This window comes from Pseudomonas sp. B26(2017) (genome assembly GCF_002113045.1).
GTDB lineage: Bacteria > Pseudomonadota > Gammaproteobacteria > Pseudomonadales > Pseudomonadaceae > Aquipseudomonas.
Genome location: NZ_NEJJ01000024.1, coordinates 59,380 through 73,657, shown reverse-complemented (window position 1 = coordinate 73,657; position 14,278 = coordinate 59,380). Strand labels below are relative to the sequence as shown.

The following is a 14,278-nucleotide window of genomic DNA, read 5'->3' as shown; positions in this document are numbered from 1 at the left end:
GCTAAAATGCGCCGCCTTATCCGTCTGTAGGCTGCACTGTGCCATTTACCTGGGTTGACTGGGCGATCGTTGCAATCATCGCCATCTCCGCTTTGATCAGTTTGAGCCGCGGCTTCGTCAAAGAAGCATTGTCGCTGGTGACCTGGATCATCGCAGGAGTTGTTGCCTGGATGTTCGGTGGCTCACTGTCCGAGTACCTCGCCGGATACATCGAAACACCGTCGGCTCGTGTGATCACGGGCTGTGCCATCATGTTTGTCGCCACACTGATCGTGGGCGCAATGATCAATTATCTTATCGGCGAGTTGGTTCGCGTCACCGGGTTGTCCGGGACCGATCGATTCCTCGGCATGGCCTTCGGCGCTGCGCGTGGCGTGTTGCTGGTGGTCGTGGCGGTCGGGCTATTGAGCCTGGGGCCGGTACAGCAGGACGGGTGGTGGAAAGAATCACAGCTCGTGCCAAAGTTTCTATTGGTCGCAGACTGGTCCAAAAACCTGATTCTTGGGTGGAGCAGTCAGTGGCTTGCCAGCGGAATCAGCGTACCCGCTGATATTCCGTTCAAGGAACAACTCTTGCCGTCGGCCAAAACGCCTCAGTGAGTGTTGTTCAGTTCAGATCCATTAAGTAGGGGTTGCGTCGCATGTGTGGCATCGTCGGTATCGTCGGTAAGTCGAACGTCAATCAGGCGCTGTATGACGCGCTAACCGTGCTCCAGCACCGCGGCCAGGACGCTGCCGGTATCGTGACCAGCCATGATGGCCGGTTGTTCTTGCGCAAGGACAATGGCCTGGTGCGTGACGTGTTTCAGCAGCGTCACATGCAGCGCCTGGTCGGCCACATGGGTATCGGCCACGTCCGTTACCCGACTGCCGGCAGCTCGACGTCGGCCGAGGCTCAGCCGTTCTACGTCAACTCGCCGTACGGCATCACCCTGGCGCACAACGGTAACCTGACCAACGTTGAACAGTTGGCCAAAGAGATCTACGAATCCGATCTGCGTCACGTCAACACCAGTTCCGACTCGGAAGTGTTGCTCAACGTGTTCGCCCATGAGCTGGCCCAGCGCGGCAAGCTGCAACCGACCGAAGAAGACGTGTTTGCCGCGGTGACCGACGTGCACAACCGTTGCGTCGGTGGTTACGCCGTCGTGGCAATGGTGACCGGTTACGGCATCGTCGGCTTCCGTGATCCGCACGGCATCCGTCCGATCGTGTTCGGCCAGCGTCACACCGACGAAGGCGTCGAGTACATGATCGCCTCCGAAAGCGTTTCGCTGGACGTGCTCGGCTTCACCCTGATTCGCGACCTGGCGCCGGGCGAAGCGGTGTACATCACTGAAGACGGCAAGCTGCACACCCGTCAATGCGCGACCAACCCGTCCCTGACCCCGTGCATCTTCGAACACGTCTACCTGGCGCGTCCGGATTCGATCATCGACGGCGTGTCGGTCTACAAGGCCCGTCTGCGCATGGGTGAAAAGCTGGCCGAGAAGATCCTGCGCGAGCGCCCGGAGCACGACATCGACGTGGTCATCCCTATTCCGGACACCAGCCGCACTGCCGCGCTGGAGCTGGCCAACCATCTGGGCGTGAAATTCCGCGAAGGCTTCGTCAAGAACCGTTACATCGGTCGTACCTTCATCATGCCCGGCCAGGCTGCGCGCAAGAAGTCGGTACGTCAGAAGCTCAACGCCATCGAGCTGGAATTCCGCGGCAAGAACGTGATGCTGGTGGACGACTCGATCGTTCGCGGCACCACCTGCAAGCAGATCATCCAGATGGCCCGTGAAGCCGGCGCGAAAAACGTCTACTTCTGCTCGGCGGCTCCGGCCGTTCGCTTCCCGAACGTTTACGGCATCGACATGCCGAGCGCTCACGAGTTGATCGCGCACAATCGTTCGACCCAGGATGTGGCTGATCTGATCGGCGCCGACTGGCTGATCTATCAGGATCTGCCTGACTTGATCGAAGCGGTTGGTGGCGGCAAGATCAAGATCGAAAACTTCGATTGTGCAGTGTTCGACGGCAAGTACGTCACCGGCGACGTCGACGAGGCTTACCTGAACAAGATCGAACAGGCACGCAACGATGCCTCGAAGGTCAAGACCCAGGCGGTCAGTGCGATCATTGATCTGTACAACAACTGAGTTTCAACCGGCCCTTAGGGGCCGGTTTTGTATCTGGCAAAAGACTTTTTATTTATCGAGAAAAGGGCAAGGAGTGACAGCATGAGTCAGGAATGGGATGCCGGTCGGCTGGACAGCGACCTCGAAGGCGTAGCGTTCGATACCCTGGCCGTACGTGCCGGTCAGCACCGTACGCCGGAAGGCGAGCACGGTGATCCGATGTTCTTCACTTCCAGCTACGTGTTCCGTACCGCCGCTGACGCCGCCGCACGGTTTGCCGGGGAAGTGCCGGGCAACGTTTACTCGCGCTACACCAACCCGACCGTCCGCGCGTTCGAAGAGCGCATTGCGGCGCTGGAAAGCGCCGAGCAAGCGGTGGCCACGGCGACCGGCATGGCCGCGATCATGGCGGTGGTGATGAGCCTGTGCAGTGCCGGCGATCATGTGCTGGTGTCGCGCAGCGTATTCGGCTCGACCATCAGCCTGTTCGAGAAGTACTTCAAGCGTTTTGGCGTGGAAGTCGATTATGTGCCGTTGGCCGATCTGTCGGCCTGGGACGCAGCGATCAAGTCCAACACCAAATTGCTGTTCGTCGAGTCGCCGTCCAATCCGTTGGCTGAGCTGGTGGATATCACCGCGCTGTCGGAAATCGCGCACGCCAAGGGCGCGATGCTGGTGGTCGACAACTGCTTCTGCACGCCTGCCTTGCAGCAGCCGCTGAAGTTGGGCGCAGATATCGTTGTGCACTCGGCCACCAAGTTCATCGATGGCCAGGGCCGTTGCATGGGCGGCGTGGTTGCTGGTCGCAGCGAGCAGATGAAAGAAGTCGTCGGTTTCCTGAGGACGGCCGGGCCGACCCTGAGCCCGTTCAACGCCTGGATCTTCCTCAAGGGTCTGGAAACCCTGAACCTGCGGATGAAGGCGCACTGCGCCAACGCCCAGCAACTGGCTGAATGGCTGGAGCAGCAGGACGGCATCGAGAAGGTGCATTACGCCGGTCTCAAGAGCCATCCGCAACACGAGTTGGCTCGGCGTCAACAAAAAGGCTTCGGCGCAGTTGTCAGTTTTGAGGTGAAGGGTGGCAAAGAGGGCGCTTGGCGTTTCATCGATGCGACCCGTTTGATTTCGATCACCGCCAATCTCGGTGACAGCAAGACCACCATCACTCACCCGAGCACGACGTCCCACGGCCGTCTGGCGCCGCAGGAACGTGAAGCTGCCGGGATTCGTGACAGTCTTATCCGCATTGCGGTCGGTCTGGAAGACGTGGCTGACCTGCAAGCCGACCTGTCGCGCGGCCTGGCGGCGTTGTGATCGAGTTGCCTACGCCGAAGACTGGCACCCATGGCCGCGTTGCATTGGTCACGGGTGCTGCGCGCGGGATAGGTCTGGGAATCGCAGCGTGGCTGATCAGCGAAGGCTGGCAGGTGGTGCTGACGGACCTGGATCGTGCGCGGGGTTCGAAAGTGGCAAAGGTGCTGGGCGAAAACGCCTGGTTCATCGCCATGGACGTCGCGGACGAAAGTCAGGTGGCGCTCGGAGTCGCGGAAGTGCTCGGGCAGTTTGGCCGCCTGGACGCGCTGGTGTGCAATGCTGCCGTGGCCGATCCGCACAACATCACGCTGGAAAGCCTCGATCTGGCTTACTGGAATCGGGTGCTGGCAGTGAACCTCGGTGGGCCGATGTTGCTGGCCAAGCACTGCGCGCCGTATCTGCGTGCGCACAACGGTGCGATCGTCAATCTGGCCTCGACCCGTGCGGCGCAGTCGGAGCCGGATTCGGAGGCGTATGCCGCGAGCAAGGGCGGATTGCTGGCACTGACGCACGCGCTGGCGGTCAGTCTGGGGCCGGAGATTCGCGTCAATGCGGTCAGCCCGGGCTGGATCGATGCGCGGGACCCTTCTGCCCGACGCGCGGAGCCGCTGAGCGATACCGATCATGCCCAGCATCCTGCGGGCAGGGTAGGTACGGTCGAGGACGTTGCGGCGATGGTGGCGTGGTTGCTGTCGAAGAATGCAGGGTTTGTGACCGGGCAGGAATTCGTGGTCGATGGCGGCATGACCAAGAAGATGATTTATACGGAATGAAGCAATTTCGTCTTTTTTAGAAAAACTTCAATCCTGCTATTGACTTAGGTTCGCTACCTGCGTAAATTTCGCGGCCTCGGAGATGCAAACGGGTGATTAGCTCAGCTGGGAGAGCGTCTGCCTTACAAGCAGAATGTCGGCGGTTCGATCCCGTCATCACCCACCACTCCCGAGATACTTGCGTAAGCAAGAACGTAGGCTGAAAGTGCCTGCACCGACGCGCAGCGGTAGTTCAGTCGGTTAGAATACCGGCCTGTCACGCCGGGGGTCGCGGGTTCGAGTCCCGTCCGCTGCGCCATATTTAACGAATCAGGCACTGTCTGGTTCGCGATTGAAAAGCACCGAAGCTTTCAGTCAAACGAGTTACTTGAGTTCAAGCTCAAAGCGATACGCAGCGGTAGTTCAGTCGGTTAGAATACCGGCCTGTCACGCCGGGGGTCGCGGGTTCGAGTCCCGTCCGCTGCGCCATATCTGTTTCAAGGACTACTGAACGCCTTGAGACACCGAAAGCAACCTCTGGTTGATTCGGAATCGATAGCAAAGACCCTGGTCGAAAGACCGGGGTTTTTTGTGTCTGAAATTTGACCTTTCCCAAACTTCTCCTCTTTAGCCGGCGATGAGCGCGAGCCGTGGCTCGTTCGATGCTGCCGCGCAATCTGGCCTGCGGCCACGGGCCGCTGCGCTGCAATGCCGCATTGATTTTTGATTCTTTGGTCAAATTTTTGTAACTGGTTGTTTGCTGCGAGCCCAGAAACCTTTAAAGTTAACCTTTCGGTCAGCTTTGCACTGTCATCACGCCCTTTGTTTAGCCAAAAAGGGCTTCTGCAAGACTCGAGATTCCCAGTAGATAACCAGAAGGGCGGATCCATAACCGTCCAGAGGATGATCCATGTCCAACCGTGAAATATCCCGGCGCTCGTTCCTTCAGGGCGGGCTGGTGGCGGGTGTGAGCGTTACACTCACACCGCTCAGCAGTCAGGCGCTCGGTGCCTTGATGGAAAACAGCGTGACCGTGCCGTCCGAGCAGTGGCTCGGCAACAATGGCAAGGCACGCCAGCGTAACGATGCCTTGTCCAAGGTCTGCGGCAGCAAGGTATTTGCCCGCGACATCCGTTCCAAGGACATGCCGGGCTGGCCCCAGCAGCAAGGCCACGCCATGTTGCTGAAAACCATCCAGGCCGACCGCATCTACGACGGATACGACCTGTCGTGGCTCGGCGCCGATCTGCAGCCTGATCGTATCGTTACCGCCGCCGATCTGGACAAGGACGGCATCGTGTTCCCTGAAGAGCACGCGCCGGATCCTCTACTGCCGGAAGGCAAGGTACCGATGTTCATCGGTCACCCGGTCGCGATCCTGATCTGGAACGACTTCGAGCGTTTCCGCCAGGCCAAGAACAAACTCAAATTCAATGACAAGGCAATTCGTTACGGTGCCCAAGTACCGTTCTACGAAGGCGATCCCTATGGCAGTTTCCGCTACGTGCGCGTCGGTGGCCCGACGTCGGCGGACGAGGATGAGTTCGCCAGCCTCAAGGATTCGATCCTGTTCCCGATGCTGAAAAACCGTCGTCCGGTGTGGAATTCCCAGCCGAACCTGCACGGCAACCTGACCGAGCGCGGCCTGTTCTACGCCGACCGCATGAAGAAAGAGATCGACACCCCGCCGGACAACTGGCTGGTGTTCGACGAGCGCTACAAAACCCCGTCGATCGAACCGGCCGCAATGGAACCGGACAACGGTAACGGCTGGTACGACCCGGCGACCAAGACCCTGCATTTCGTCGTCGCCACCCAATGTCCGCTGGAAACCGCCACCGAGACCGCGAAGATGATCGGGCCGTCGCGTTTCGGCCTGGCGAACCTGAACATGCACCCGGGTTACACCGTCGGTTACGGCTCCAAGGACCACAACATTTTCGTCTACTACGCGGCTCTGGCAGCGTTGTACGGCGCAGGTGTGCCGATTCGCCTGGCCAACGACCGCTACGAGCAGTTCCAGAGCGGCATCAAGCGTCACCCGTTCGACATTCGCTACCAGTTGGCAGTGGACAAGACCGATCACAGCTTCAAGATTTTCCGTGCCGAGATGAGCGTCGACGGTGGCGGCCGGATCAACTACAGCCCGTCGGTAGCGGCCGTTGGCGCCACGGCGGCGCAGTCTATCTACTACATGCCGCAGAACGACCTGCAGGTCACTGCTTACCATTCCCGCGCCGTTGAAGCGGGATCGATGCGTGGTTACGGCACGCTGCAGAGCATGGCCTCCACCGAAATGATGGTCGACGAGATCGCCGATCGCCTTGGTGTCGATGCCATCGATCTGCGCCGCAAGAACGCACTGCGTTCGGGAATGAAAAACACCCAGGGCGCGATCCCGGCCGGTGCGTTGCGCCTGCACGAAATTCTCGACAAGGCTTCGCTGCACGAAGTCTGGAAAAACCGCGACGCGATCAAGAAACAGCGTGAAGCGGCAGACCCGGACAACTGGTATGGCGTAGGTTTCGCCATTTGCCAGAAAGACTTCGGCACCGGTTCCGAAGCGCCGATGGCCAGCATCGAGTTCACCGCCGACGGGCGCATTTCCCTGCGGCACATCGGTATCGAGATCGGTACCGGCATGTCCACCTCGCAAGCGTTGGTGGTGGCTGACTTCCTCGGCAGCGCGGCTCACGATGTGAAGACCGGTGAAACCGAGTGGGATGAACTGCAGCTGGTGACCGCCGGCAACCCTTACATCATGAGCCAGGCCGAGCAGGACAACTTCCTGCGCAATCCGCGTTGGGTCGGCAAGCTGGCCTCGGCCTCGTCCGCGACCAACTCCGCCTACTACTTCAGCCACGCTACTCGTGAAGCGGCGCGCGTGCTGTTCAACCACGGCCTGTGGCCGGCGGCGCTGGAGATCTGGCGTCAGGGTCCATACGGCGGCCAGGCCAACCCCTACGTGGTGCGCCGCGAAGATGCGCATTGGGTTGACGGCAAACTCACTGCCAACGGCATGCAGCCGCTGACCTTCGAAGAGCTGGCCAAGCGTGCTCACGAGCGCGGTCTGGTCACTGGCGCCACGGTTCACGGTTTCAACCGCTGGAGCTGGGCAGAAGCTGAATACAGCATCGACGGCGTGCGCGAACGTCTGCCGCTCGACGGTCTGGCGGTGAAATACGGTGATGGTGCGCCAAAAGCGAAAAAGGCACAGATGACCAGTGCCGGTTTCCACCTGCTGGATCGGCAGAACATCGCCTATCCGGTGGTTCAACTGAACAACGCCGCCGTGACCTACTACAGCCCGGTCGCAACGCTGGTCGAGCTGAAGGTCAACAAAGGTTCGGCAGAAGTCGAAGTGCTCAACCATCACTCGTGGCTGGAATGCGGTCGAGTACTGGTCGAAGAACTGGTGCGTGGCCAGCTCGAAGGCGGGATCGCCATGGGCATCGGTCACGCCTTGATGGAAGAGATGCCGCTGTACGAAGGCGGGCCGGGGGAGGGTGACTGGAACTTCAACCGTTATCGCCTGCCGATGGCGCGCCATGTGGCGGTGTGGAAGCAGACGTCGGAAATCCTGCCGCCGCTGTCCCCAAGCGACCCGTCAAAAGGCATCGCCGAAGTGGTGATGATCCCGGTGGTCGGTGCCATCGGTAACGCCGTGGCCCACGCCATCGGTAAACGTGTTCGCGATCTGCCAATCACTGCTGCGCGTATCAAGGAGGCCCTCAATGGCTAACCGTCCGCTTCAACTGACCCTCAACGGTCAATCCGTCGGCCCGGTGGACATCCCTGATGACCTGCCGATGATCGATTACCTGCACGAATACAAGAACCTCACCGGTTCGCGCCTGGGTTGCGGGCAAGGCATCTGTCACGCCTGCGTGGTGATCGTCGACAACCCGGACGGCACCAGCGAAGAAGTGCGCACCTGCATCACCGGCGCGCATTACTTCGAGGGCAAGAAAGTCCGCACCATCGAAGGCCACGCCAAGCGTGACGAGCAAGGTCAGGTCACCGAGCTGAACCCGATCCAGCAGCGTTTCGTCGACGAATTCGCCTTCCAGTGCAGCTACTGCGCCCCGGGCTTCGTCAACGCCGCAACCGTGCTGGTGGAAAAGCTGCAACGCCAGCCGATCGTCAAAAGCAAACTGGAACAAGTCATCGAGGACAGCCTCGGCCATCACGTCTGCCGTTGCACCGGGTACGTGCGTTACTACAACGCCACCCGCAATGTGCTGACCGATCTCGGCCTGGTCAAGGAGGGTTAAGCATGAAGCAATTACTGACCCGCCTGACCCTGGCGGTCGGGCTGGCCGTGCCTGTGTTGGCGGTGCACGCGGATGATCAGGTCAAGCGCGGCGAATACCTCGCCCGCGCTGCCGACTGCATGGCTTGTCATACAGCACCAGGCGGCGCGCCGTTTGCCGGCGGCCTGCCGATCGTATCGCCGTTCGGCACGATCTATGGCACCAATATCACTCCAAGCAAGGAGCACGGTATCGGTCTTTACACCGATGAAGAGTTCTTCGCCGCGCTCACCGAAGGCAAGCGTCGTGACGGCGCCAATCTGTACCCGGCGATGCCGTATACCTCGTATCACTTGATGCCGCGTGCCGATTCGGATGCGATTCATGCGTATCTGAAAACCATCGAGCCGATTGAGCGTACAGCGCCGGTGACGAGTCTGAGCTTTCCGTTCAACGTCCGTCCGGGCTTGATCGGCTGGAACATGATGTACGGCAAAGCCTTGAAGCTGGAGCCGGCCGAAGGCAAAAGCGACGCCTGGAAACGCGGCCAGTACATGGTCGAAGTGCTCGGCCACTGCGGCGAATGCCACACGCCACGCGGCCTCCCGGGCGCGATGCAGTTGGACAAGCGCCTGAACGGCGGCATCCTCAATGGCTATCTGGCACCGAGCCTGCTGGCCACTGATCTGGCGGCGCGCGGCTGGAATCATCAAGATCTGAGCACGTTCCTCAAGCACGGCATGAGCGCCCAGGGCACGATGTTCAACGAGATGTTCCCGGTGTTCCACAACAGCACTCAGGGCCTGAATGATCCGGATCTGGCAGCGATGGCAACCTTCCTGCTCGGCGACAAGCCGCCAGCGGCAAAAGAACTGACCGAAGTGCCCCTGGAAAAACTCAGTGCCAGCGCTCAACGCGGCCGACAGGAATACTTGAACGTCTGCGCCGGCTGTCACGCGGCCGGGGGCGAGGGCAAGCCGCACATCGCGGTGGCCATGCGCGGCAACACTACGCTGCGCCTGGAAGACCCACGCAACCTGTTGCGAGTGATCGAGGATGGTATCGGCGAACAGAAATTCGCCGGGTTCGAACACATGCAGCCAATGCCGGGTTTTGCCGACAAGCTCAGTGCCGAACAGCTGACCGATCTGCTGAACTATCTGCGCCAGGGTTGGGGTGGTCAATCGGCCGAGTTGGCGGTCGGCGATGTGCAGAAGCTTCAGGCTGACGCCCCGTCCATCGAACACAAGGCGCACTGATCATGCAGCATCTCGATCTGCAGGTCGTGCGTCGGGCGCTGGAGTGGTCGACGGCGGGGCAGCGCATCTGGTTTTGCACCGTCCTGACGACCTACGGTTCGGCGCCGCGCGCGCCGGGTTCGCTGCTGGCGGTGAACGACGGCGGGCAGTGGATCGGGTCGCTGTCCGGTGGTTGCGTCGAGGAAGACTTTCTCGAGCGCGTCGCCGAAGGTGCGTTTCTCGATGCGATCAACGTCGTGCGTTATGGCGAAGGTGACGATCCGCGCTCGCGGGTCAGCCTGCCGTGCGGTGGCATTCTCGACGTGCTGGTAGAGAAATTTGACGCCGACTGCGATGTGCAGGCGCACCTGCGTGAACTCGAATCGGCATTGCTGGGGCAGCGTCGATTGATTCGCGAGGTCGATCTGGCCACGGGCGCGCGTAGCCTGTTTGCCGATCGCGAGCAAGGTGCACGGATCGAGCGTGAAATCGACCGGGTGCGGATTCGCATCGGTGCCGCTCAGCGTTTGCTCCTGGCGGGGTATTCCAGCGTGGCGCAGGCCTGTGCGGAATTCGCGGTCGGTCTCGGCTTCGAAGTGATTCTCTGCGACCCGCGTGATGAAGTACTGGAAGGCGTATCGCTCAGCGGTGTGGAGATTCGCCGGCAACTGCCGTCGGTGTTCATCGCCGATGGCGGGTGCCACCGTGATACGGCGGTGGTGGCGTTGACCCACGATCCGCGCATCGACGATCTGGCGATGATGGAGGCCGTACGCACCGAGGCTTTCTACATCGGCGTGATGGGTTCGTTGCAGACGTCACAGAAGCGCTTCGAGCGCTTGCGCCGGATCGGTAGTCTGGGGGAGGGCGAGCTGGCGCGGATTCATGCGCCGATCGGCCTTAATCTGGGCAGCAAGACCCCGTCTGAAATCGCTTTGGCGGTGCTGGCGGATATCCTGCGGATTCGCAACGGGATCGCGCGGGATCAGTTGTGATTGATGCCGGATGTTAAAAGGGCCGCTGTTCAGCGGCCCTTTTTTTGCTCATCAGAAACCGAGCTTGTCGCGCAGTCCGTAGTACCACGCGCCCAGTGCGGCAAATGGTGTGCGCAGCAGTTGCCCGCCGGGGAACGGGTAGTGCGGCAGATCGGCAAATGCATCGAAGCGCTCGGCTTGTCCGCGCAGTGCCTCGGCCAATACCTTGCCGGCCAGATGCGTGTACGTCACGCCGTGGCCGCTGCAACCCTGGGAGTAATAGATATTGTCGCCCAGGCGTCCGACCTGCGGCAGGCGCGACAGGGTCAGCAGGAAATTGCCGGTCCAGGCGTAGTCGATTTTCACGTCCTTGAGCTGCGGGAAGGCCTTGAGCATTTTTGGGCGGATGATCGCCTCGATGTTCGCCGGATCCCGCGCGCCATACACCACGCCACCGCCGAAGATCAGGCGTTTGTCGCCGGTCAGGCGGTAGTAGTCGAGCAGGTAATTGCAGTCTTCGACGCAGTAGTCCTGTGGCAGGAGCGATTTCGCCAGATCATCGCCCAATGGCTCGGTGGTGATCACCTGAGTACCGCACGGCATCGATTTGGCCGCCAGCTCCGGCACCAGATTGCCGAGGTAGGCGTTGCCGGCGACGATGATGAATTTGGCCCTGACTTTGCCCTGCGGCGTGTACACGATCGGATTGGCGCCACGTTCGATGCGCACGGCCGGCGACTGTTCATAGATGGCACCGCCCAGGGATTCCACGGCAGCGGCTTCGCCCAAAGCAAGGTTAAGCGGGTGGATGTGGCCGCCGCTCATGTCGAGCATGCCGCCAACGTATTGATCGCAAGCCACCACTTCGCGGATGCGGCGTTGATCGAGCAGTTCCAGTTGGGTGTGGCCGAAGCGTTCCCACAAGCGCTTCTGCGATTCCAGGTGGCCCATTTGCCTGGCGGTGAGGGCGGCGAATACGCCACCGTCCTTCAAGTCGCACTGAATGTTGTACTTGCTGATGCGCTCACGAATGATCCGGCCGCCCTCGAACGCCATCTGCCCGAGCAGTTGTGCCTGTTTTGGGCCGACGCTACGTTCGATCACGTCGATGTCACGGCTGTAGCTGTTGACGATTTGCCCGCCATTGCGCCCCGAAGCACCGAAGCCAACCTTGGCGGCCTCCAGCACGGTCACGCGAAAACCGTTCTCAAGCAGGAACAGAGCCGAGGACAGTCCCGTATAACCAGCACCGATCACACAGACATCCGTCTCCACGTCATCCTGCAGGGCAGGGCGTGGTGGTACGGCGTTGGCCGACGCAGCGTAATAAGACTCTGGGTAAGGGGTGTTCGCCATCCTGCAGCCTCTGTTTAATATATTTTACGAGTGAGGCGATCCTACCCCAGTTGAAAAACCTCCGCCAGCCACCGGGAAATCTTCTTGTGGCGGGTCGAAATTAAATATTTTGCATATTCATAGGGTTAGGTGAAAAAAAGGTGTTGACACCCCTCCGGAATTCCGTAGAATGCCGCCTCACAGCAGGCACGTAGCTCAGTTGGTTAGAGCACCACCTTGACATGGTGGGGGTCGTTGGTTCGAGTCCAATCGCGCCTACCAAACAAAATCCGCTCTGCTGGGCGGTCTGAAAGGGCTCACCGAAAGGTGGGCCCTTTTTTGTTGCTCGGATTTCTTCAGAACGTTCACAAAATATAGGCTTCGTTCACACCGAGCAATGTGGACGCCTACAAGACCTGTTCTGAGCTGTGATTCTTCTACATTTTGGTCTTGGTGAGCGTGTGATGTGTTGACGGCTAGACAGGCTTTGTCGGAGTCGTTAGCGTCCACTCTATCTTGATCATGGTGCATGGAATCGGAATGGACGTACTGAAACAACTGCAGTCCGATCTGGCTGCGTTTGCTAACGAGAGGGAGTGGGATCAGTTCCATACCCCCAAGAATCTAGTGATGGCATTGTCCGGTGAGGTGGGGGAGCTTACAGAGCTCTTTCAGTGGCTCACTGCTGAACAGAGTGAGCGTGCTGTCCTTAGCGATGAGGCAGTAAAGGCCGTTGAAGAAGAGATGGCCGATGTTCTGCTTTACCTGCTCAGACTGGGAGATAGGCTACAGATCGACGTTGCAGCGGCGGCCCAAACCAAAATCAAACTAAATGCAGAGAAGTATCCCGTTGATAGGTCCAAGGGCAATGCTGTGAAGTACTCAAGGAGAGAGAAATGACTGCCGCAGTTGTGTACCAGCCTTGCTCTGATCCAGTTGCGAGGCAGAACCTTCAGAACACCATACTCAACCCCATCTTTCTTGACGATATCGTGCACCTTCTTGATCCTGCGCTTGGTGCGATACTGCGAGCAGAGAATCCCTCGGGCAAGCTGTATATCTGGGGGCTATCGCCCAGCAATACCGAAGCTGCTTGGCTGAGAATGGCTCCAAACGACGTGGTCATCTTCAACGTCAAAGGAATGGTTACAGTCGTGTCGAGGTTTACTCATCGCACCCATAATCGAGCCCTTGCTCTTCATCTATGGGGTTTTAAAGACGTCAGTGAGGGAATCACTTGGGAGAACGTTTACTTCGTTTCGGATGTACGCCATGTGTCTATTCCATATCCTGACATCCTGCTCTGCACCGAAAGCCAGCCTCGTATGTCTTTCAATCGCTTCTCCGAAGCAGACAGTGCAGCGATTATTGATCGCTACGAGAAGCTACTGTACGAGCTTGCTGATGAGCCTATAAGTCTCGAAGAGGCTCGCGTTGAAATTAGTCTCCAGATGGAAACGGATGGTTCTGCTACGAGACCGACTAGAAACGAGCACCGCTTCATCGTGAAGCATCTCTTTAAAGGCTTGGCCACTGGTACATGCTGCATCTGCTTAAACGACTATCCTCGCAACATGCTGGTTGCTGCGCACATAAAAAAACGGGCTTCCTGCGACAGAAAGGAAAAGCTGGATATCGAAAATATTGCAGCCCCTATGTGTCGTATGGGATGTGACCCACTTTTTGAATTCGGATACATTTCGGTGAAGAACGGGGCGGTTGTTAGGCATCCATCCCTCGAAGCGCCTGCGGCTATATCGAGTTACATTGATGGTGTGTTGGGTAATGTCGTACCTGCTTGGAGCCAGAAAACGAAGAAGTACTTTCAATGGCACAGAGATACGCATGGCTTCGAGCCAGCAGAAGCTGGAGCTACTTGAAACCTAGCTACATAACCGTAACTTACTCAATGTTTCTGTGGTATTTCCCATCGTCCGCGCTGTTGGAGAGATGCCAGAGTGGTCGAATGAGACGGATTCGAAATCCGTTGTGCGTTCACTGGTACCTAGGATTCGAATCCCTATCTTTCCGCCACACATAGAAAAGCCCCGTAGATCAAGTTCTGCGGTTTTTTTTGTTTGGGATTGCACTACTCCGTTGTACTGCTCAAATTATGAAGCTTACGGTCTCGAAACGCTTATTTCTTCGCATGTCTGTCGGCAGGTAGCTGTGCAGCATCTAACGCGAATTGAAGGGCGTTTGCAGCCTCCGTGAAGGCTTCTGGGTCATCCATACCTCATAGATGATCCCGCCTTTATGACGTCCTGTACGACGCTATCGACGTACT

General features: G+C 58.9%; 11 protein-coding genes and 5 tRNA genes. 15 read left to right on the top strand and 1 reads right to left on the bottom strand.

Translation table 11 applies throughout. The features are described 5' to 3' along the window. The first annotated feature begins 38 nt into the window (after positions 1–38). The 11 genes from CAF79_RS27905 to CAF79_RS27855 all read left to right on the top strand — a co-directional run bounded on the left by CAF79_RS27905 (position 39) and on the right by CAF79_RS27855 (position 10,677). Complete coding sequence (locus CAF79_RS27905; protein ID WP_085701259.1) at positions 39–599, top strand: CvpA family protein; 561 nt, start codon at positions 39–41, stop codon at positions 597–599. A gap of 41 nt (positions 600–640) precedes the next feature. Further along, on the top strand, positions 641–2,146 hold the full coding sequence (purF, locus tag CAF79_RS27900; protein WP_007956466.1) for an amidophosphoribosyltransferase: 1,506 nt from the start codon (positions 641–643) through the stop codon (positions 2,144–2,146). A gap of 81 nt (positions 2,147–2,227) precedes the next feature. Then, positions 2,228–3,439, top strand: coding sequence for an O-succinylhomoserine sulfhydrylase (locus CAF79_RS27895; protein WP_085701258.1), 1,212 nt, complete (start codon positions 2,228–2,230; stop codon positions 3,437–3,439). Continuing rightward, positions 3,436–4,212, top strand: a complete 777-nt coding sequence (locus tag CAF79_RS27890) for an SDR family oxidoreductase (RefSeq protein ID WP_085701257.1) — start codon at positions 3,436–3,438, stop codon at positions 4,210–4,212. Before CAF79_RS27895 ends, CAF79_RS27890 begins: the two co-directional genes overlap by 4 nt. 90 nt (positions 4,213–4,302) lie before the next feature. After that, positions 4,303–4,378: transfer RNA gene (locus CAF79_RS27885), tRNA-Val, on the top strand. 55 nt (positions 4,379–4,433) lie between these two features. Beyond that, positions 4,434–4,510 (top strand) — tRNA-Asp (locus CAF79_RS27880). A gap of 93 nt (positions 4,511–4,603) precedes the next feature. Further along, positions 4,604–4,680: transfer RNA gene (locus CAF79_RS27875), tRNA-Asp, on the top strand. A 421-nt stretch (positions 4,681–5,101) separates the two neighbouring features. Beyond that, positions 5,102–7,933 carry a xanthine dehydrogenase family protein molybdopterin-binding subunit gene (locus CAF79_RS27870; RefSeq protein WP_085701256.1) on the top strand — a complete coding sequence of 944 codons (2,832 nt, stop codon included), beginning with the start codon at positions 5,102–5,104 and terminating at the stop codon, positions 7,931–7,933. Then, positions 7,926–8,465, top strand: coding sequence for a (2Fe-2S)-binding protein (locus CAF79_RS27865; RefSeq protein ID WP_007956473.1), 540 nt, complete (start codon positions 7,926–7,928; stop codon positions 8,463–8,465). The genes CAF79_RS27870 and CAF79_RS27865 overlap by 8 nt, the downstream gene beginning before the upstream one ends. Positions 8,466–8,467: 2 nt before the next feature. After that, positions 8,468–9,703, top strand: a complete 1,236-nt coding sequence (locus CAF79_RS27860; RefSeq protein WP_085701255.1) for a cytochrome c — start codon at positions 8,468–8,470, stop codon at positions 9,701–9,703. Positions 9,704–9,705: 2 nt separating this feature from the next. After that, a complete protein-coding gene (locus CAF79_RS27855; protein ID WP_085701254.1) occupies positions 9,706–10,677 on the top strand; it encodes an XdhC family protein in 972 nt (323 codons plus the stop codon). 51 nt (positions 10,678–10,728) lie between these two features. Here CAF79_RS27855 and CAF79_RS27850 read toward each other — a convergent pair whose 3' ends face one another. Beyond that, positions 10,729–12,012 carry an FAD-binding oxidoreductase gene (locus CAF79_RS27850; RefSeq protein ID WP_085701253.1) on the bottom strand — a complete coding sequence of 428 codons (1,284 nt, stop codon included), beginning with the start codon at positions 12,010–12,012 and terminating at the stop codon, positions 10,729–10,731. A gap of 184 nt (positions 12,013–12,196) precedes the next feature. Here CAF79_RS27850 and CAF79_RS27845 point away from each other — a divergent pair. From CAF79_RS27845 to CAF79_RS27830, 4 genes are all read left to right on the top strand, one after another. Then, positions 12,197–12,273 (top strand) — tRNA-Val (locus CAF79_RS27845). Between the two features lie 258 nt (positions 12,274–12,531). Continuing rightward, positions 12,532–12,891 carry a nucleotide pyrophosphohydrolase gene (locus tag CAF79_RS27840; RefSeq protein ID WP_085701252.1) on the top strand — a complete coding sequence of 120 codons (360 nt, stop codon included), beginning with the start codon at positions 12,532–12,534 and terminating at the stop codon, positions 12,889–12,891. Next, positions 12,888–13,871: a hypothetical protein gene (locus CAF79_RS27835; RefSeq protein ID WP_085701251.1), complete on the top strand. Its 984-nt coding sequence runs from the start codon at positions 12,888–12,890 to the stop codon at positions 13,869–13,871. The genes CAF79_RS27840 and CAF79_RS27835 overlap by 4 nt, the downstream gene beginning before the upstream one ends. A 64-nt stretch (positions 13,872–13,935) precedes the next feature. Next, positions 13,936–14,025: transfer RNA gene (locus CAF79_RS27830), tRNA-Ser, on the top strand. The last annotated feature ends 253 nt before the right edge of the window (positions 14,026–14,278 follow it).

Bases quoted from the DNA above. Each gene is read 5' to 3' on its own strand.
- CAF79_RS27855 (WP_085701254.1), top strand. From the start codon at position 9,706: ATGCAGCATCTCGATCTGCAGGTCGTGCGTCGGGCGCTGGAGTGGTCG.
- CAF79_RS27835 (WP_085701251.1), top strand. From the start codon at position 12,888: ATGACTGCCGCAGTTGTGTACCAGCCTTGCTCTGATCCAGTTGCGAGG.
- CAF79_RS27850 (WP_085701253.1), bottom strand. From the start codon at position 12,012: ATGGCGAACACCCCTTACCCAGAGTCTTATTACGCTGCGTCGGCCAAC.
- CAF79_RS27870 (WP_085701256.1), top strand. From the start codon at position 5,102: ATGTCCAACCGTGAAATATCCCGGCGCTCGTTCCTTCAGGGCGGGCTG.
- CAF79_RS27895 (WP_085701258.1), top strand. From the start codon at position 2,228: ATGAGTCAGGAATGGGATGCCGGTCGGCTGGACAGCGACCTCGAAGGC.
- CAF79_RS27860 (WP_085701255.1), top strand. From the start codon at position 8,468: ATGAAGCAATTACTGACCCGCCTGACCCTGGCGGTCGGGCTGGCCGTG.
- CAF79_RS27840 (WP_085701252.1), top strand. From the start codon at position 12,532: ATGGACGTACTGAAACAACTGCAGTCCGATCTGGCTGCGTTTGCTAAC.
- CAF79_RS27865 (WP_007956473.1), top strand. From the start codon at position 7,926: ATGGCTAACCGTCCGCTTCAACTGACCCTCAACGGTCAATCCGTCGGC.
- purF (WP_007956466.1), top strand. From the start codon at position 641: ATGTGTGGCATCGTCGGTATCGTCGGTAAGTCGAACGTCAATCAGGCG.